Annotated in this window: 17 protein-coding genes; 14 read left to right on the top strand and 3 right to left on the bottom strand. The window is 62.1% G+C overall.

Features of this window, described 5'->3' with window-relative positions:
• Window positions 1-65 precede the first annotated feature (65 nt).
• Together glmU and COCCU_RS04475 are read left to right on the top strand one after the other, a co-directional pair.
• On the top strand, window positions 66-1,532 hold the full coding sequence (glmU, locus tag COCCU_RS04480; RefSeq protein WP_156230419.1) for a bifunctional UDP-N-acetylglucosamine diphosphorylase/glucosamine-1-phosphate N-acetyltransferase GlmU: 1,467 nt from the start codon (window positions 66-68) through the stop codon (window positions 1,530-1,532).
• Between the two features lie 10 nt (window positions 1,533-1,542).
• The gene (locus tag COCCU_RS04475) at window positions 1,543-2,520 is read left to right on the top strand and encodes a ribose-phosphate diphosphokinase (protein ID WP_156230418.1); all 978 of its coding nucleotides are present in this window, start codon (window positions 1,543-1,545) and stop codon (window positions 2,518-2,520) included.
• Window positions 2,521-2,577: 57 nt separating this feature from the next.
• On the opposite strand, the gene COCCU_RS04470 is transcribed toward COCCU_RS04475, so the two are convergent.
• Window positions 2,578-3,699, bottom strand: coding sequence for an MFS transporter (locus tag COCCU_RS04470; protein WP_156230417.1), 1,122 nt, complete (start codon window positions 3,697-3,699; stop codon window positions 2,578-2,580).
• Between the two features lie 261 nt (window positions 3,700-3,960).
• Between COCCU_RS04470 and COCCU_RS04465 the strand changes: the two genes are divergently transcribed.
• Together COCCU_RS04465 and COCCU_RS04460 are read left to right on the top strand one after the other, a co-directional pair.
• Entirely contained in the window at window positions 3,961-4,719 is a 759-nt protein-coding gene (locus tag COCCU_RS04465; protein WP_156230416.1) for an SDR family NAD(P)-dependent oxidoreductase, read from the top strand.
• A gap of 38 nt (window positions 4,720-4,757) precedes the next feature.
• Window positions 4,758-5,399 (top strand): DNA alkylation repair protein, encoded by a 642-nt coding sequence (locus tag COCCU_RS04460; RefSeq protein ID WP_156230415.1) that lies wholly within the window; start codon window positions 4,758-4,760, stop codon window positions 5,397-5,399.
• Window positions 5,400-5,416: 17 nt separating this feature from the next.
• Here COCCU_RS04460 and COCCU_RS04455 read toward each other — a convergent pair whose 3' ends face one another.
• Entirely contained in the window at window positions 5,417-6,451 is a 1,035-nt protein-coding gene (locus COCCU_RS04455) for a 3-hydroxyisobutyryl-CoA hydrolase (protein ID WP_156230414.1), read from the bottom strand.
• A gap of 266 nt (window positions 6,452-6,717) precedes the next feature.
• Between COCCU_RS04455 and COCCU_RS04450 the strand changes: the two genes are divergently transcribed.
• The 9 genes from COCCU_RS04450 (at window position 6,718) to mhpA (ending at window position 15,414) form a co-directional block, all read left to right on the top strand.
• On the top strand, window positions 6,718-8,043 hold the full coding sequence (locus COCCU_RS04450) for an aromatic ring-hydroxylating oxygenase subunit alpha (protein WP_231598860.1): 1,326 nt from the start codon (window positions 6,718-6,720) through the stop codon (window positions 8,041-8,043).
• 37 nt (window positions 8,044-8,080) lie between these two features.
• A complete protein-coding gene (locus COCCU_RS04445; RefSeq protein ID WP_156230412.1) occupies window positions 8,081-8,437 on the top strand; it encodes a non-heme iron oxygenase ferredoxin subunit in 357 nt (118 codons plus the stop codon).
• Entirely contained in the window at window positions 8,434-9,648 is a 1,215-nt protein-coding gene (locus tag COCCU_RS04440) for an NAD(P)/FAD-dependent oxidoreductase (protein ID WP_156230411.1), read from the top strand. The genes COCCU_RS04445 and COCCU_RS04440 overlap by 4 nt, the downstream gene beginning before the upstream one ends.
• A gap of 20 nt (window positions 9,649-9,668) precedes the next feature.
• On the top strand, window positions 9,669-10,229 hold the full coding sequence (locus tag COCCU_RS04435; RefSeq protein ID WP_156230410.1) for an aromatic-ring-hydroxylating dioxygenase subunit beta: 561 nt from the start codon (window positions 9,669-9,671) through the stop codon (window positions 10,227-10,229).
• Between the two features lie 8 nt (window positions 10,230-10,237).
• A complete protein-coding gene (locus COCCU_RS04430; protein WP_156232572.1) occupies window positions 10,238-11,056 on the top strand; it encodes an SDR family NAD(P)-dependent oxidoreductase in 819 nt (272 codons plus the stop codon).
• Complete coding sequence (locus tag COCCU_RS04425) at window positions 11,053-12,675, top strand: acyl-CoA synthetase (RefSeq protein ID WP_156230409.1); 1,623 nt, start codon at window positions 11,053-11,055, stop codon at window positions 12,673-12,675. The genes COCCU_RS04430 and COCCU_RS04425 overlap by 4 nt, the downstream gene beginning before the upstream one ends.
• Window positions 12,675-12,995 carry a hypothetical protein gene (locus tag COCCU_RS04420; protein ID WP_156230408.1) on the top strand — a complete coding sequence of 107 codons (321 nt, stop codon included), beginning with the start codon at window positions 12,675-12,677 and terminating at the stop codon, window positions 12,993-12,995. Before COCCU_RS04425 ends, COCCU_RS04420 begins: the two co-directional genes overlap by 1 nt.
• Window positions 12,992-13,408: a PaaI family thioesterase gene (locus tag COCCU_RS04415; protein ID WP_156230407.1), complete on the top strand. Its 417-nt coding sequence runs from the start codon at window positions 12,992-12,994 to the stop codon at window positions 13,406-13,408. The genes COCCU_RS04420 and COCCU_RS04415 overlap by 4 nt, the downstream gene beginning before the upstream one ends.
• A gap of 251 nt (window positions 13,409-13,659) precedes the next feature.
• Window positions 13,660-15,414, top strand: coding sequence for a bifunctional 3-(3-hydroxy-phenyl)propionate/3-hydroxycinnamic acid hydroxylase MhpA (gene mhpA, locus COCCU_RS04410; protein WP_156230406.1), 1,755 nt, complete (start codon window positions 13,660-13,662; stop codon window positions 15,412-15,414).
• A 356-nt stretch (window positions 15,415-15,770) separates the two neighbouring features.
• Here mhpA and COCCU_RS04405 read toward each other — a convergent pair whose 3' ends face one another.
• On the bottom strand, window positions 15,771-16,625 hold the full coding sequence (locus tag COCCU_RS04405) for an alpha/beta fold hydrolase (RefSeq protein WP_156230405.1): 855 nt from the start codon (window positions 16,623-16,625) through the stop codon (window positions 15,771-15,773).
• 108 nt (window positions 16,626-16,733) lie between these two features.
• Here COCCU_RS04405 and COCCU_RS04400 point away from each other — a divergent pair, with 108 nt between their 5' ends.
• Complete coding sequence (locus COCCU_RS04400) at window positions 16,734-17,507, top strand: IclR family transcriptional regulator (protein ID WP_231598859.1); 774 nt, start codon at window positions 16,734-16,736, stop codon at window positions 17,505-17,507.
• The last annotated feature ends 50 nt before the right edge of the window (window positions 17,508-17,557 follow it).

Here is a 17,557-nt window from a genome sequence, read left to right as displayed (position 1 = left end):
CCTTGTGCACTTGAGCCCCCAATGTCCCGGCATGCGTCCCCTAGCACCAAAGGAACAACCTGAACGTGAGCACTTCCCCGAATCCCTGCGCCCTTGTCGTACTGGCTGCCGGTGCAGGCACCCGCATGAAATCTGAGACCCAGAAGACCCTGCATGAGATCGGCGGCCGCAGCCTGCTCTCCCACAGCCTGCATGCCGCTGCCGGGGTCTCCCCGGAACATATCGTCGCGGTGATCGGGCATAAGCGCGAGCAGGTCGGCCCGGCGGTCGAGGCCGTCGCCGAGCAGCTGAACCGTGAGGTGCTCACCGCCATCCAGGAGGAGCAGAACGGTACCGGCCATGCCGTGCAGTGTGGTCTGGCACCGCTGCCCGATTTCGAGGGCACCATCATCGTCACCAATGCTGATGTCCCCCTGCTGCGCCCGGAAACCCTGGGCCAGCTGCTGGAGGCGCACACCGCCGTTCCCACCGCGGTGACCGTACTGACCATGCGGCTTGAGGACCCCACCGGCTATGGCCGGATCATCCGCAACGCGGAGGGTGAGGTCACCGCCATCGTGGAGCAGAAGGACGCCACCGAGGAGCAGCGCAACGTGGATGAGGTGAACTCCGGTGTCTTCGCCTTCGATGCCGCAGTGCTTCGCGACGCTCTCGGCAAACTCGACTCCGACAATGCCCAGGGCGAGCTTTACCTGACCGACGTGCTCGGCATCGCCCGTGAGGCCGGCCACCCGGTGCGGGCCTTCCTGGCTGCGGACCCCGCCGAACTGGCCGGGGTGAACAACCGCGTGCAGCTGGCGGAGGCCGGCCGTGAGCTCAACCGCCGCACCGTTGAAACCGCAATGCTCGGCGGGGCCACCATCATCGATCCGGAGAGCACCTGGATCGGCGTGGATGTGCAGGTGGGCAGGGATGTGGTGATTCATCCGGGCACCCAGCTGTGGGGTACCACCAGCATCGCCGATAATGCGGAGATCGGGCCGGACACCACCCTGCGTGACATGACCATCGGCACCGGCGCCACGGTGATCCGCACCCACGGCGAGAGTTCCGTCATCGGCGCCCACGCCAGTGTCGGCCCCTTCACCTACATCCGCCCGAACACCGTTCTCGGTGAGGACGGCAAGTTGGGTGGCTTCGTGGAGGCCAAGAACGCCCAGATCGGGCGGGGCTCCAAGGTGCCCCACCTGACCTATGTCGGTGACGCCACCATCGGCGAGGAATCCAATATCGGGGCTTCCTCCGTCTTCGTGAACTATGATGGTGTTACCAAACATCACACCACGATCGGCAGTCATGTCCGCACCGGCTCAGACACCATGTTCATCGCTCCGGTGACCGTGGGCGATGGCGCATATTCCGGGGCAGGTACAGTAATCAAGGAGGATGTCCCCCCGGGCGCCCTCGCCGTATCCGGTGGTAGCCAGCGCAACCTTGAAGGATGGGTCCAGAAGAAGCGTCCGGGAACCCCCGCCGCCGAGGCCGCTGAACGCGCCCTGGCAGATTTTTCTGAACTCAACCAGGAAGGTTAAGCTGACGATCATGACAGCTCACTGGAAGCAAAACCACAAGAACATGATGTTTTTCTCTGGTCGGGCGCACCCCGAACTGGGAGAGGCTGTGGCACGGGAACTGGGGATCGAAGTAACTCCCACCACCGCCCGGGATTTTGCGAATGGCGAGATCTTCGTCCGTTTTGAGGAGTCTGTCCGTGGCTCCGACTGCTTCGTCCTGCAGTCCCACACTCAGCCGCTGAACAAGTGGCTGATGGAACAGCTGATCATGATCGATGCTCTCAAGCGCGGTTCCGCCAAGCGCATCACCGCGATCCTGCCTTTCTACCCCTATGCCCGCCAGGACAAGAAGCACCGCGGCCGCGAGCCGATCTCCGCTCGCCTGGTCGCTGACCTGCTGCTGACCGCCGGTGCAGACCGCATCGTCTCCGTGGATCTGCACACCGACCAGATCCAGGGCTTCTTCGACGGCCCGGTCGATCACATGCACGCCATGCCGATCCTGACCGACTACATCACCTCGAAGTACGACATGAGCAATATCTGTGTCGTCTCCCCCGATGCCGGTCGCGTCAAGGTCGCCGAGAAGTGGGCCAACACCCTGGGGGATGCCCCGTTGGCCTTCATCCACAAGTCCCGCAGCGTGGACGTGGCCAATGAGGTCACCGCAAACCGCGTCGTCGGTGAGGTCGAGGGTAAGGACTGTGTCCTGCTCGATGACATGATCGACACCGGTGGCACCATCGCCGGCGCCTGCCGCGTGCTCAAGGAGGCCGGTGCCCGTTCCGTGGTCATCGCCTGCACCCATGGCGTCTTCTCCGACCCGGCCCGGGAACGCCTCAGTGCCTGCGGTGCCGAGGAGATCATCACCACCGACACCCTGCCGCAGAACACCGAGGGCTGGAAGAACCTGACCGTCCTCAGCATCGCCCCGCTGCTGGCCCAAACCATCAGTGAGATCTTCGAGAACGGTTCCGTGACCACCCTCTTCGAGGGACAGGCCTAGATTTCCGGCTGGCCCAGAACCACTGATTCAAGACCCCCTGTCATGTGACAGGGGGTCTTAGTCATTCCGCCGGTTTCCCGGGTTGAGCTGTTGGAGCACCGCCACCACCAGCAGGGCTGCGGCAGGCACCCAGAAAACAGGCCCGCCGATGCCGGTGTAGATCGGCAGGAACACAACTGGGGCGGCGGCGGTGCCGAAGAAACGGAAAGCCTGCACCGTGGAGATCAGGGAGGAGCCACCCGGACCTCCGATCACCGCCAGGTTCACCGTCGCCTGGATTCCCTGCCCCGCCATGATGGTCAGCGCCCATGCCAGAATCAGCAGCCACACCCAGGTTGCCAGGGGAAACAGGAAGAGGGCGACCGCGGCCACCAGCGCAGCGGACACCAGGATGGCCCGTGTTCCGTAGCGGTCAGCCAGCCCGCCGATCGGTCGGGCGGTGAGGAATGCTGCGGTGCCACCGCACATGATGACCAGACCACGCCCCACCGGCCCCAGTCCGAATTCATCCCCGACGTAGAGGGCTGCCAGGAAACCCAGCCCCATGACACCGATCCCCACCACGAAGCTGCTGAACATCTGCACCCCCACGGGTCCCCACTGGATCTGACCCGTCACCCGCTGTGGGGAGGAATCCGGGGAAGGCACCACAGGTACCCGGACCAGCAGAATAAAGGCCGAGGTCAGGATGGTGGCCAGGAAAGCCAGCCGCCAGCTCACCAGGGTGGACAACCCTGAGATCAGGGGCGCGGAGAGCATACCCAGGGACTGCATCGCCGCATAGGTTCCCAGGGCCGAACCCAATGACTCCGGTGGGGTGAGCTCCCGCAGCATCATCTGGAACACCGGGGTGGTGAAGGCGTTGGCGATGCCGATGACCGCGAAACAGAGCAGGAAAAAGAACCAGGAAGGCGTGATGAGGAGAGCCAGCGCGAACGGCAGGGTCACCGCGTAGGCCGTCAGAATCACCTTGTGCGGCGGTATCTTCCGGACCAGCCGACCGGAGAAAAGCATCATCGTGGCGAAGGGGAAGAGATAGGCCGAGATCGTCAGTGCGGCCTGCGCCACGGTGATGTCGAAGGTCTCGGCGAACTCCGGGAGCACCACCGCCAGTGCCTGCCCGGTGAAGGGTCCCACGAAACCTCCGACATAGATGGCCCCGATCTGAAGTTTCTTCATGGTCTTCCCTTTCGACGGTCATAGGATACCCATTGGATTGCCCCGCCGAGGGCGTTCCCTCAGATTGCCCAGCCTGAGGGTATGTGTGTCACCCCTGGGAAGTGCTTAAACTCACCCCACAACTCCCCTGGGCTCACGCGTACCATGGGTGGTGACGGCCGGAACATTCCGGCAGGTCAGCAGAGATTTGAAGGCAGCATCCCGGCGTGCTGAGCGGGGATGTGACAACACCCACGGCAACGTGGTGGAAGGAACGTTTTCATGAGCTCATTCACCGGCAAGGTTGCACTGGTCACCGGCGCCGCTTCCGGCCTCGGCGAGGCCATCGCCAAGGATCTGGCCGCCCGCGGGGCCAAGGTCATCGCCACCGACATCAACTTCGAGGGCACCGAACGCGTCGTCGCGGAAATTCAGGAGACCAGTGGCGAGGCAGCCCCCTTCAAGATGGACTCCGCCTCCCGCGAGGACAATAAGGCCGCCGTGAAGTTCGCCGTGGAACGTTTCGGTGCCCTGCACCTGGCGGTCAACAACGCCGGCATCGGCGGCAAGTCCAACAAGGTCGGCGAGATGGACCTCGATGACTGGGACCGTGTCATCGCCATCAACCTCAGCGGTGTGGCCTATGGCAACCGCTACCAGATCGAGCAGTTCCTCAAGCAGGATGATGCCGGCAAGTGTGCGATCGTGAACATGGCATCCATCCACGGGACCGTCGCTGCACCGGGTAACTCCGCCTACACCGCGGCGAAGCACGGCGTGGTCGGCCTGACCAAGAATGCCGCCGCCGAGTACGGCGACAAGGGCATCCGGGTCAACGCCGTCGGACCGGCCTACATCAACACCCCGTTGTTGGAGAACCTGCCCAAGGAACACTACGACGCACTGGCCGCCAAGCATGCCTTCGGCCGTCTGGGTGAGTCCCAGGAGGTGGCCTCCCTGGTGCGCTTCCTGCTCTCCGAGGAAGCATCCTTCATCACCGGTTCCTACCATCTGGTCGACGGTGGTTACACCGCCGTCTAAGGCCCCGAACCAGATAAGGAGGGGTTACGCTCAAGGGCATGACCCCCTCCTCCCCTTTTGACCTGCTGCTTCGCGCGCTTGTCGATGTCGCGGACCCAGAGCGCGCCCCAGGCATGAAGGCCTATATGCGGGATCAATTTTCCTTCCTCGGGGTGAGCACCCCGGATCGACGGAAAGCCAGCCGGGAGCTGCTGCGGGGGCGTCGTCAAGCACCTGACTGGAGATTCATCGCGGCCTGCTGGGCCGCCGAGGAACGGGAGTTCCAATACGTCGCCTGCGATCATCTCTCCCAGGTTCCGGTGACCTGGGAGGATCTGCCACAGCTGAAATTCCTGGTGGAGAACAAATCCTGGTGGGACACCGTTGATGCCCTGGTCAAGACCATCGGGCGGGCCGCCACCGCGGCGGACATGGAGGAGTGGGCCCAGGACCCTAACTTCTGGGTGCGCCGCGTGGCGATCCTGCATCAGCTGGGATTCAAGGCGGACACCGACCCCGCCCTGCTGAGTGAGATCATCCTCCGCAACACCGGATCGAAGGAATTCTTCATCAACAAGGCCATCGGCTGGGCACTCAGGGAGTACGCCCGAAGTAATCCGGAATGGGTGCGTACCTTCCTCCTTGAGCAGGAGGAGAAACTTTCGGCGCTGAGCCGCCGGGAGGCTGCAAAGCACCTCTGAACGGGCCGTCGAAAAGCTCAGTCCGGGGCGAGTGCCGAACGATAGGGAGCCGGGTCGACCTCGACCGTCCGGGCCGGGGAAAACCTCGGGGTATCCCCCTTGTCGATGAGCACGGTGCGGATGCCCTCGAAGAAGTTGGGGTCCTGCCGCAGCAGCTTGCCGACGGCCGCCTCATTGTCCAGCGCCTCACGAGCTGAGCTCGGCTGCGCCCGGTAGAGTTCCACCGCTGCCACGATCGACGCCGGATTGGCCCGCTCCTGTTGGGCAAGCACCAGCTGCTGCAGCTCCGTGTCCGGGGAGGCCGCCAGGCGATCAGCGATCTCCGCCCACTCTCCGCCGCTGAAGCATTCCTCAATCCCAGTTTCAAAACCTGCGATCCGGGAAGGCTGGTCCAGGGTGCCGGAGAACCGCTCCAGGGCTTCCTCGATGGATCCCGTAATGACCGCAGCCTCGAAGTCCGCCAGTTCCGCTGAGGGCACGAAGTGGGTGCCCACCCCGGACCAGAGCATGTCCGCGGCACTCAGGCGTAGCGCGGTGGTGCCGATGAAGGTGGCCAGGCTCGCCGAGGCATAACCCTTGGTGCCCTCCATCCGTTGCATCTCATAGGACATTCCCACATCCGGCACGAAAGCGATGTAGATCTCCGGCATGGAGGCACTGGCCCGCTCCGTGACCACTCGGAAAGAACCGTGGGCAGAGATCCCGAGCCCACCTCCCATGGCGATGCCGTCAATGGTCGCCACATAGGGCTTGGGGAAAGCCGCCACCTGTGCGTGCAGATCATAGGAGGAGGCGAAGAAGTGCTCTGCCTGTTCCGTGTTCCCCGCCGCCATGTGGCTGTAGCCGTAGCGGATGTCCCCGCCGGCGCAGAAGGCCTTGGAGCTGGTGGAACGGATCAGCACCTGTTCCACCGCTGGATCACTCTCCCAGGCGCGCAACACCGGGCCGATCTCATCGACCATCTCTTGATCGATCGCATTGAGTGCCTTCGGCCGATCCAGGGTGATCACACCGGTGCCATTCCGCACTTCCAGGGATAACTTCTCTGTCATGATTTTCTGCTGCAGCTCCGTCACGGGGGACACCTCTCTTGAAAATGTGTTCTGCACCACTCACACTGCCCTTTTCTGACAGGGAAAGAGCGGAGCGTTCCGGCATGTGGAACACGAGAGGACTTTCAGGGGCTTCGCTGGTTAAGTCCCAACCAGACACAAACTGTGAGTGGCGGCACATTCCGGGTGGCCCGACAAGGTGACCCACATACCCCACTCCAATGTCATGGACATGCTTACCCATCACCAACAAACTGGAGAACAACGTGTGTAGTCCCAACGTCCAGCTTCCCAAGGATGGTCTCAATCGGCCGGAAGGCCTTGACACCAACCTGGATGTCAGCGGCATGGTCGATTCGGACGGCGGCCAGATTGATCGGCGAATCTTCTCTGACCAGCAGATCTACCAGCAGGAGATGAGACGCATCTTCGCCCGCAGCTGGCTGTTCATCGCCCACGAATCCCAGTTCGAGAAGCCCGGTGACTTCTTCCAGACCTACATGGGTGAAGACCCGGTTATCGCCACCATGAACAAGCAGAAGGAAGTCCGCGTTCTGCTCAACAACTGCCGCCACCGTGGTGCGCGAGTCTGCCGTGCAGACCTGGGCCGCACCAAGAATTTCACCTGCACCTACCACGGGTGGGCCTATGATCTTGACGGCAAGCTGATCAGTCTTCCAGGTGCGGACAACTACACGGAGGACTTCAAGACCGAGGACTGGAGCCTGATCGCCGTCCCCCGCGTCGAATCCTACAAGGGTCTCATCTTCGCGAACTGGGATGAGAACGCTGAGCCGCTCACCGATGCCCTGGGCGAGATGAAGTGGTACATGGATGCCTTCCTCGACCGCGATCCCGAAGGCACCTACACCGTCGGCGGTGTCACCAAGTGGGTGCTGGAGGGAAATTGGAAACTCGCCGCCGAGCAGTTCGCCACCGACTGGTACCACGTCAACATGTCCCACGCCTCCGCACTGATGGTCATGTCCCCCACCGGCAAGGGCCCGAAGAAGGATATCGCGGAGCGCACCGGTAAGCAGTACACCGATGATCATGGCAATGGTGCCGGCTTCCCGGTTCACATCAAGAACCGTTTCGATGCTCAGCCGGTCCATGAGTACTACGACTATGACTTCCTGCGTGAACGACTCTCCCCGGAGCAGGTCATGGGCCCCATGACCAACGGACACGCCACCATCTTCCCCAACTTCTCCTACCTCCCGGTCAACGGCTCCATCCGAATCTGGCACCCCAAGGGCCCAGACAAGATGGAGGTCTGGGCCTGGACTGTCCTGGATCGCGGTATGCCCGAGGACGTCGCCCGCGCCCAGCGTCTCTACAACCTCCGCACCTTCGGCCCCTCCGGCATCTTCGAGCAGGATGACGGCGAGAACTGGTCCGAGGCGCAGGCAAACGCCGGTGCCTTCATGGTGTCCAACACCCCGTTGAACTACCAGATGGGCATCGGCGCCGAAACCCAGGATCCGGACTTCCCCGGCACCACCTCCGGTCTCTACTCCGATGCCGCCGGACGCAGCCTCTACCGCCGTTGGGCGGAACTGATGAGCACCCCGGCCTGGCACGAAAAGTAATTCCCCCCCCCACCCAGCCCCCGAAAGGACCACCCCCATGTCTGAAGCCACCGCAGTCAAGGTTGCCGACCTCGATGACATCGAACAGGAGGAGGCCATCGTCATCGAATCCGATGTCAGTGGATTCGCTGAGCCGATCGCCCTCTTCCGCACCGAGGATGATGAGGTCTACGCACTCAACGACACCTGCACCCATGAAACCGCATCCCTGGCTGATGGCTGGATCGAGGGAACCGAGGTGGAGTGTCCGATCCACTCCGCAAAATTCTGCCTCAAGACCGGTTCCGTGCTCTGTATGCCGGCCACCGTCGATGCCCCCACCCACAAGGTTGAGCTCCGGGGCGAAGAAATCTGGCTCTACCCGGGCACCCCGGCGCAGGAAGCCGACGCATGAGTTCCTCCACCACCATCCTCGGTGGCGGCATCGGTGGTTTCACCCTGGCCCAGGAACTGAGGAAACTCGGTTACGAAGGTGCCGTGACCATCATTGACGAGCACGGTCTTCCCTATGACCGCCCACCACTGTCCAAGGAGATTCTGAGCGGCACCAAAGCCCCGGAAGAAATCCAGTTCGTACCGGAAAGCTGGTATTCGGAAAATCAGGTGAAGGTGCTGCAGGCCAAGGTTGAACGCATCGATGCAGCAGCCCGTACCTTGCTGCTCGACAACGGTGAAGAACACACCTATGACAACCTGGTGCTGGCCACCGGCGGCCACGCCCGGCGCGGTGACACCCCCGGTTTCAATGATGACTCGGTGATCGTGTTGCGCACCCTGGCGGATGCCCAGCGGTTGAGTGAAAACCTCGTGGCTGGCAGAACCCTGGGCATCATCGGTGCTGGTCTGATCGGTGCTGAGGTGGCCTCGGTGGCCCGGGAACGCGGGGCTGAGGTCATCCTGGTGGATCCTGCCCCGGTGTCCCTGATCCCGGCGGTGGGTGAGGAGATCGCGCAGCGTCTGCACGATCTGCATGATGCCCATGGGGTGCACTTCATCAACGGTCTGACCTCTGCCATCCGCCGTGAGGGAGAGAAATATCTCCTGGAGATTGACGGGCAGGACGAGACTGTCGAGGTGGATGCTGTGCTGCTGTGCATCGGTCTCGTTCCCGAGGAATCGCTGGCAGCTTCCGCCGGTCTGGAACGCGATGGTGGGGTGCTTGTCGACGCCGAACAGCGCACCAGCGCCCCGGGTATCTGGGCGGTGGGTGACTGCGCGCGACGTCGCAACGCGGATGGTTCTCTGGAGCGTCGCCATGAGCACTGGGAATCCGCGATGCAGGAGGCTAAGACCGCCGCGGCTTCCATCACAGGTTCCCCGGCGCCGGTGGGGGGTGCTTCCTGGTTCTGGTCCGACCGTTATGGCGTCCACCTCGAGGGCATCGGTTCAATGACCGCAGTGGGGAGCACCGTCATCCGACCTGATGAGGCCGGCCATCCCGCCGTGGCTTTCCGGGTCACCCCGGAAGGAAAACTCGCCGGTGCCGCCTCCTACAACGATTCCATGGCGGTGCGCGCTGCCCGCAGGATCATCGACCGCGAACTTGATGTCGATCCCGCGAAGCTTGCTGATCCCACCATCCCGCTTAAAAAGCTGACCCGCTGATTCCCCTGAATTGAGTTGCCATGTCTGATTACCTTCGCCGCGAAGATATCACGCTCGGTGAGAGAGTCAATGCCGAGCTCTACTATGAACTGCTGAACTTCTACCACGATGAAGCCGCTCTGCTCGATGACAGCCGCTACGTCGACTGGCTCGAGTGTTTCGATGAGGATCTCTCCTACTGGGCCCCGATCCGCACCAACCGGCTGCGTCGCCAGCAGGCGCTGTCCATCGCCGACCGGGAGGAACTCGCCTACTATGACGAGACCCACGAGTCCCTGGCCTGGCGGATCCGCCGTTTCGATTCCGGCATGGCCTGGGCTGAGGATCCGCCCTCACGTACCCGTCACCTGATCACCAACATCACTGCTCGGCATGGTGAGGATCAGGAGGGCAACCAGGTGCTGGAGGTGCGCTCCAACTTCCTGGTGTGGCGTACCCGTCTCGAGCATGAGCAGGACACCTTCGTGGGCACCCGTACTGATCTCCTGCGGCAGAACGAGGGTGGCTTCAAGGTCTTCGACCGCCGGATCCTCCTGGACTTCAATGTCCTCCCCTCAAAGAACATCTCCACCTTTTTCTAGGAGACATGATGCTCAAGAACACCACCACTCTGATCACCGGTGCCGGCTCTGGGTTGGGTGCTGCACTGGCAGAGCGATTCATCGCGGAAGGTTCCAGGGTCGCGATCGTCGACATCGACCTGGACCGGGCCCGTGAAATCGCCGCCTCCCTCGACTCCGAGCTGGTGCTTCCCCTGGCTGCCGATGTCCGGGACACCCATTCCCTGCACACTGCGGTTGATGCCACCATCTCATCCTTCGGCACCCTGGACACCGTGATCCCCAATGCGGGCATCTGGGATTACAACCGCTCGGTGACCCGCCTGAACGGTGAAGAACTCTCCGACATGTTCGATGAGGTCATGGCCGTCAACACCAAGGGTTATCTGCTGACGGTGGAGGCCACCTGGCGTCACCTGGTGGCTTCCCATGGTTCGATCATCATGACCTTGTCCAATTCCTCTTTCTACGCCGCTGGCGGCGGCCCCATATACACCGCCAGCAAGTTCGCTGACCGAGGACTCATGCTGCAGTTCGCCCATGAACTGGCCCCGAAGGTACGGGTCAACGCGGTTGCTGTGGGTGGCATGAAAACCAATCTCAGCGGCCCTTCCTCCGCTGGTCTCGACTCCCGGAAGATCGCAGATTCCTTCGCCCGGAGAGCAGTGGAGGGCAACCCTTATATCCCCCTGCATGACATTTCCATGGATCCGGCGTCCTTCACCGGCCCTTATGTCATGTTGGCCTCATCATCTGAAGCCGGGAACATCACCGGCACCATCATCAACGCAGACGGCGGGATTTCTGCCCGCGGTTTCGCCACAGCTGCAGGAGGTGACGATCTATGATCGTCCTCGGAGTTGAACATAACGCCAGCGAATTCAATATCAGCCCATGCAGTCAGATCCAGAATCATGCGTGCTATCAGCCCGATCTGACCGCCATGATCTATGAGGATCGGAGCTACACCTACCGCGAGTTCCATGACCGGGTCCGACTCTGGGCCAGCCACCTCGATGAGGTCGGGGTTCAGCCAGGTGACCGGGTGGCTTACCTCGGCATGAACTCGGAGTCCTTCCTCTTCGCCATGTTCGCTTCCTGGTGGATCGGCGCGACCTTCATGCCCTTCAATTTCCGGCTCTCCGCGCCGGAAGTTTCCCAGCTCTTCCTGCAGGGCACGCCGCACACCGTGTTCGTGGAGGGCTCCCACCTGGAGACGGCCAAGACCATCTACGGTATTGAGCGCCACCACGTCATCGTCATCGACGATGATCCTTATGCCCTGCCGAACGGGGACATCCCCATGTACTGGGCGAAGACCTCCAACCTGGAGGGGCGGGACACCGCCGGAGTCCGCAAGCCCCGCCCAGTGGTGATGCGCGATCTCGCTCTGCTGCTCTTCACCTCCGGCACCACCGGACTGCCCAAGGGAGTTCAGCTCACCTTCGGCAACCTGTGGTGGAACTCAATGAACGTGGACACCATGGTGGACACCCGCCCGGGTGACATCACTCTGGCGGCGGCACCCCTCTTCCACGTCGGTGCCCTCAACTCCTTCGTGATCCGCTCCTTCTACCGGGGGAATACCGCGGTTGTCCACCGCAATTTCGATCCCGCCAAGATTTTCACGGACATTGAGCAGTACGGCATCGGTTCCGCCTTCCTGGTTCCGGCGCAGTTGCAGGCCATGTACAACCACGATGATTTCCAGGATGCGAAACTGGAGACCCTGCGTGCCATCATCTGCGCCGGCGCTCCCGTCCCACCTGTGCTGATCCGCCGCTATCTGGAGAAGGGGCTTGTGGTGCAGCAGGCCTGGGGGCTGACCGAAACCTCCCCCTTCGCCACCTACCTCCCGTCCCGGATGACGGAGGAAAAGCTGGGGTCCTGCGGTATCCCGATGCCATACACCCAGATCAAGCTGGTCAACCTGGACACGGGCGAAGACATCCGGGAGCCCAACCAGTCCGGTGAAATGTGGGTCAAGGGACCGAATGTGGCCACTGGCTACTGGAATAATCCGGAAGCCACGCAGACTGCCTACACCGCCGGGTGGTTCCACTCCGGGGACATCGGTTATATCGATGAGGACGGCTACTACTTTGTGGTGGATCGCCTCAAGGACATGATCATCTCCGGTGGGGAGAATGTGTACCCGGCGGAGGTGGAACGCGTCCTCGCCGGCCATGACCATATCCTCAGCAGTGCGGTGGTGGGCACCCCCAATGAGCAGTGGGGGGAATGTGTGGTCGCGGTGGTGCAGCCCTCCCCCGGTGTCACGCTCACCCTGGAAGAGATCCGGGAGCACTGTGATAACCATCTCGCCCGTTACAAGCTGCCGCGCAAGCTGATCCTCACCGAGGAAATTCCGCGGAACACCGCCGGCAAGATCGACAAGATCCGAACCCGGGCACTGGTCCGGGAAACCCTGGAACGCGAGGCCGCTGAAGAAAAGGTGGGATCCTGATGAGCTATACCTACATCTCCAAGACACCGGTACGCCACACCTACCCCTATGGTCGCCATGACCTCGAGGTTCCCTTCGCCCCGGTGGCGGAACTCCGGGAATCCCTGGCTCAGGCCTTCCGTGAGGTGGAGGAATGCCGCCGGGTGGTGGTCGTCATCGGCGAGGGCGATCTGGATGCCATCCGCACCTGTGAGGATGCCGGAATGAGCTATTCCCTCGACGTCCAGCTGCCCGACGGCCGTGAGGTTTCCCTCATGGTTCAAGAACCGGACTGGGTCACCTCCCAGTCCACCGACATCACCGACCTGGAGTTGACATGACCTTTCTCGCTGACTGGGACGAGATGTACGCATCCGTAAGCGATATCAAGGAGACCCTGCAGCTGTACCCCATCAGCGGCTCTGAGGAGGAGGTCCGCCTGGGTATGCCACTGGCGCAGGCCATCTCCCAACCGGCCGGCATGTTCTCCGCCCCAGCATTGTTCGGACTTGCGGATCTTTCCGCCACCTGGCTGGCCATGCAGAACGTACCCAAGGGGGTGTTCCCGCTGGCGGTGGCCTCCTCCATCAATGTGCTGACCAACCGGAATGAAGGCGACGCCATCGCGGTCTCCCGTATCGTCCGCGCCGGACGCTCCATCATCGTCACCGACACCGAGATTTTCTCCTCGGTTGATGATGCCCTGCTGGCGAAGGTGGGATGCACCTACTCGGTGCAGCTGCCGAAGAAATAGCCGCCTCGAACCACTGAAGACCACACCTCCCCCGGTGTGACATTCCAGTAGATGGGATGTCACACCGGGGGAGGTGGCTTTTCAATGTTCTTTCTGTCCCGGCAGTTCCGCTACTTCCCCCGAAAGGTGTCTCAAACCCGCCAAAATTGGTGTCGCGTGCCACACAGCGGAACAAAGTCTGCGCCGACTCACTCGGGTGGATGATACTTATGCCCATCACACCGGCAATCGACCCGTAGAGGAAGAAATACATGTCCGCTGTCATTGAAACTGATGTCCTGATCGCCGGCACCGGCCCCACCGGCCTGGTTCTGGCTAACCTCCTTGGCGCCCGAGGCGTCAACGTCACTCTTGTGGAGAAGCGTGCCGAGCTGATCGACTATCCGCGTGGGGTGGGTCTGGATGATGAGTCCTACCGCACCATTCAGGCGATGGATCTGATCGAGGAGATCAGCCCCTACACCCTCCCCCACCACGTGATGCGTGTGGTCAACGGAAAGGGCGAGGTCATCATGACCAATGACCCGCAGGGCGAGCCGTTCGGCTTCCCCCGCAAGTTCGGCTTCCTCCAGCCACTGGTGGACCGGACCATGTTCGAGGGCCTGGCCCGTTACCCCAACGTCCGGACCATCTTCGGGGCCGAATTGAGCGGCCTGGAGGACACCGGTGAAGGTGTCACCGCCCAGATCAACCACTGCACCGGCGAAGAGGGCGAGAACCCCACCGGTGAGAGCACCACCATCAACGCCCGTTTCCATGTCGGCTGCGAGGGAGGCCGTTCCTTCACCCGCAAGTGGATGGGTGTGGACTTCGAAGGTGTCTCCCCATCCACCCGCTGGGTGGTCATCGATGTCCGCAATGATCCGCTGGGTATCCCCAATGTCTACCTCGGTGCTGACCCCAACCGCCCCTATGTTTCCATCGGCCTGCCGCACGGCGTGCGCCGCTTCGAGTTCCTCCTCTTCGATGATGAGCCGAATGAACGCGTCGAGGACAACGCCTTCGTCACCTCCCTGCTGCATGAGCATCTGCCGGAGGGCATCGAGCTGGACATCATCCGCCGCCGGGTGTTCACCCACCACGGCCGGGTGGCCTCTGACTTCCGCAAGGGCAATGTGATGATCGCCGGTGACGCCGCACACCTGATGCCGGTGTGGATGGGCCAGGGCTTCAACTCCGGTGTCCGTGATGCCACCAACCTGGCCTGGAAACTGGATACCGTGCTCAAGGGTCTGGCCGATGACACCCTGCTGGACACCTACAGCCAGGAGCGCCGGGACCACGCCAAGGCGATGGTCGATCTCTCTCTGGCGATGGGCAACATGATCAAGCCCACCGACAAGAGGATCGCTTTCGGACGCGATGTGATCGCTCGCGCCGCCAACCTTTCCCCGCAGGTCAAGAGCTACTTCTCAGACATGAAGTTCAAGCCTATGCCGCGTTATGGTCGGGGTGTCGTCGTCGATCAGGAAACCCTGGCGGCCGGCACCGCCAAGCGCAAGATCTGCACGGATCGCATTCCGAAGCTGATCCCGCTGCGCAATGCCCTACGCAAGGATTCCGCCGTGGGCACCCAGTTCATTCAGCCGCGGGTCACCTTCGAAGGTGAGGAAAAGCTGCTTGACGACGCCATCGGCACCGGCTTCACGATCCTGTCCTGGGGCATGGATCCGGCCAACCTGCTCAGCGAGGAATCCCGCAGGGACATCAACGCCAAGGGGGTGCAGCTGGTTTGCGCTGTTTCCCCGAACCAGGTCGAATGGGCGCGGGAGCAGTGCGCTGCCACCGGCACCCTTGTGGTTCTCGATGACTCCGGTGCCCTGAAGAAGTGGTTCGACAACGCCAGCGTCGGTTCCGTGGTGATCCGTCCGGACCGTTTCATCGCCGCCGCCTGCCTCAACGGTGATCTGCCCCGTGCCATCAAGGCCGTGAGCCATGCAGCCAGCCTGAAGAACAAGGCTCCGGTCACCCCAGCTGAGAACAAGACCCTCAAGGCCGTCGGCTGACCGACTGCCGCACGCCACTCCCCCGCCGGGATGCTTTTCGGCGGGGGAGTTTCGCTTCCCGGTTGGTGGGCGCCAGCTGTCGACCCCCCTCCATAAGCTCTCCCCTTGGCCGACCACCACTCATCCGGGAAAGCCGGTGATCCCACTATTTCATAGCGGTAGGACGGCACCGGGCATGATATTTTCCGGGCAGACGGATGAGAATTGATTCACGCCACTTCAACGAAAAACACCCCCCTCTCACCTGCAGAAAGTCTGGTTTCCCAGGATACTTTTCCGCAGCGGAGGGCGGGGTGCTTTCAATTTATTTTCGGTGGTTTCCCACCCCCGTCATAGGCCACGGGGGCGCCAGCTGTTCAGATCCGGGTGGACAGCCAGGACTTGATCACCTGGTTGAATTCCTCGGCACGCTCCACCTGGGACCAGTGGCCACACTGGCTGAAGATGTGGGCATCAGCGTGGGGGATGATGTTGAGGATGTCCCAGGTGCGCTGCACCGGGATGACCACATCCTGCACACCGTGGATCAGCAGCACCGGCAGGTCAAGCTTGGCCAGCACATCGAAATCCAAGGGCAGTTCCGTGCGATCCCGGTCCCGGGCTGTCACAACCTCCTTGAGTCGGTCGGAGGCCGTGTCATTCAGGGCGGACTGGTAGCGCAGGCTGACCAGTTCATCGGTGACCAGCGACTTGTCCACCACGAACTTCTCGAGGGTCTCGCGGATGCCTTCCTCGGTCAGAGTGGGGTTGGAGTGACCCTGGAGCGCACCGGTGAGCTTGGCTCCACCGGTTCCCATCGACACCACGCCCAGCAGGCGCTCCGGATAATCGATGGCGAACTGGAAGGCCAACCAACCGCCGAGAGAGTTGCCCACGATCCAGGTCTTCTCGATGCCCAGGGCATCCAGGACACGCACGGCGTGGCGGACCCACTCACGGATGCCGTACTCGGTGCCCTCCGGGACCACGGTCTGTCCGTAGCCGATGGAGTCGATCGCGATGCAGCGGCCAACTTCCGAAAGCTCCGGGAGGTTCAGCCACCAGTTGGCGGCAGCGGTGACACCGGTACCCGAGCCGTGGAGGAACAGGATCGGGGCACCCTCGCCCAGGTCGTGATAGTGGGTGATTTCACCGGGAGCGGTCTCGAGCCACTGGTCCTCGAGGCCGAAGAAGGAATCTGTCTTGTAATCAGGAATCTGCGCGGTAGTCATGTTCTCGACTGTATTTCACCTCATGGCTGCGATGTGATTGTGTTCCACACAACGGCACGGTTTAGACTGGGAAACATTTAACCGTTTCCGTGAAAGGTTGTGGCAGTCGTGACAGCGGTTGATACCCGCAGTTCCGTGGACAAGGCCTTCAGTATTCTCCGTGCCTTCACCACCGAAGACACCGCCGGCGTCGGTGTAAGTGAGCTGGCCCGCCGAGCAAGCCTCTCCAAGTCGACGGCACACCGCCTGCTCAGTGCCCTGGTTCAGAATGGTGCGGTGCAGCGTTCCGGGGAGGTCTACCGCCTGGGGTCTCTCTTCACCGAGTTGAACAAGGAAGAGACCACCCGCCAGGCCGACATGGTCTCGGAGGTTCTCACCCCCTTCCTGGCCGCGCTCTTTGAGCGCACCCGCCACACGGTTCATCTGGGTTATCTCATTGGCACGGATGTCTCCTACGCCAATAAGCTCTTCTCCACCCGGGGAGTCACCACTCCCTCGAGGATCGGGGGCCTGGTACCCGGTTACGCCACCGGTGTGGGCAAGGCGATCATGGCCTATGACGAGAACCTGATTAAGGCGGCCATCAATAAAGGGCTGACCAAGTGGACGCCGAACACCATTGATGATCCCGATGAGTTCCATCGGGTTCTGACGCAGGTGCGTCAGGAGGGCATCGCCTATGACCGGGAGGAGATCTCCCTCGGCCTGAGTTGTGTGGCTGCACCGGTTTTCGGTCGGGGTCCGGTGCCGGTGGCAGCGATGTCACTGTCCAGCTCCACCGCAGACTTCCACCCCGAGGATCACATCCCCACCCTGAAGCGGATCACCGCGGCTGCCTCCAAGGCTTTCGCGATCGCTGCCCGTGATCTGGAGGAGGAATAGAAAAAGCACCGGAGACTGGAAACTCCGGTGCTTTCCACTTCAGAAAGACT

This window comes from Corynebacterium occultum, assembly GCF_009734425.1.
GTDB classification, from domain to species: Bacteria; Actinomycetota; Actinomycetes; order Mycobacteriales; family Mycobacteriaceae; genus Corynebacterium; species Corynebacterium occultum.
The sequence above is the reverse complement of the archived record's forward strand: the minus strand, read 5'-3'. Positions and strand labels throughout refer to the sequence as shown.

Excerpts from the sequence above, each read along its gene's own strand:
- COCCU_RS04430 (WP_156232572.1), top strand. The coding sequence starts at position 10,238 with ATGCTCAAGAACACCACCACTCTGATCACCGGTGCCGGCTCTGGGTTG.
- COCCU_RS04455 (WP_156230414.1), bottom strand. The coding sequence starts at position 6,451 with ATGACAGAGAAGTTATCCCTGGAAGTGCGGAATGGCACCGGTGTGATC.
- COCCU_RS04415 (WP_156230407.1), top strand. The coding sequence starts at position 12,992 with ATGACCTTTCTCGCTGACTGGGACGAGATGTACGCATCCGTAAGCGAT.
- COCCU_RS04440 (WP_156230411.1), top strand. The coding sequence starts at position 8,434 with ATGAGTTCCTCCACCACCATCCTCGGTGGCGGCATCGGTGGTTTCACC.
- COCCU_RS04475 (WP_156230418.1), top strand. The coding sequence starts at position 1,543 with ATGACAGCTCACTGGAAGCAAAACCACAAGAACATGATGTTTTTCTCT.
- COCCU_RS04425 (WP_156230409.1), top strand. The coding sequence starts at position 11,053 with ATGATCGTCCTCGGAGTTGAACATAACGCCAGCGAATTCAATATCAGC.
- COCCU_RS04465 (WP_156230416.1), top strand. The coding sequence starts at position 3,961 with ATGAGCTCATTCACCGGCAAGGTTGCACTGGTCACCGGCGCCGCTTCC.
- COCCU_RS04405 (WP_156230405.1), bottom strand. The coding sequence starts at position 16,625 with ATGACTACCGCGCAGATTCCTGATTACAAGACAGATTCCTTCTTCGGC.
- COCCU_RS04420 (WP_156230408.1), top strand. The coding sequence starts at position 12,675 with ATGAGCTATACCTACATCTCCAAGACACCGGTACGCCACACCTACCCC.
- mhpA (WP_156230406.1), top strand. The coding sequence starts at position 13,660 with ATGTCCGCTGTCATTGAAACTGATGTCCTGATCGCCGGCACCGGCCCC.
- COCCU_RS04460 (WP_156230415.1), top strand. The coding sequence starts at position 4,758 with ATGACCCCCTCCTCCCCTTTTGACCTGCTGCTTCGCGCGCTTGTCGAT.
- COCCU_RS04470 (WP_156230417.1), bottom strand. The coding sequence starts at position 3,699 with ATGAAGAAACTTCAGATCGGGGCCATCTATGTCGGAGGTTTCGTGGGA.
- COCCU_RS04445 (WP_156230412.1), top strand. The coding sequence starts at position 8,081 with ATGTCTGAAGCCACCGCAGTCAAGGTTGCCGACCTCGATGACATCGAA.
- COCCU_RS04435 (WP_156230410.1), top strand. The coding sequence starts at position 9,669 with ATGTCTGATTACCTTCGCCGCGAAGATATCACGCTCGGTGAGAGAGTC.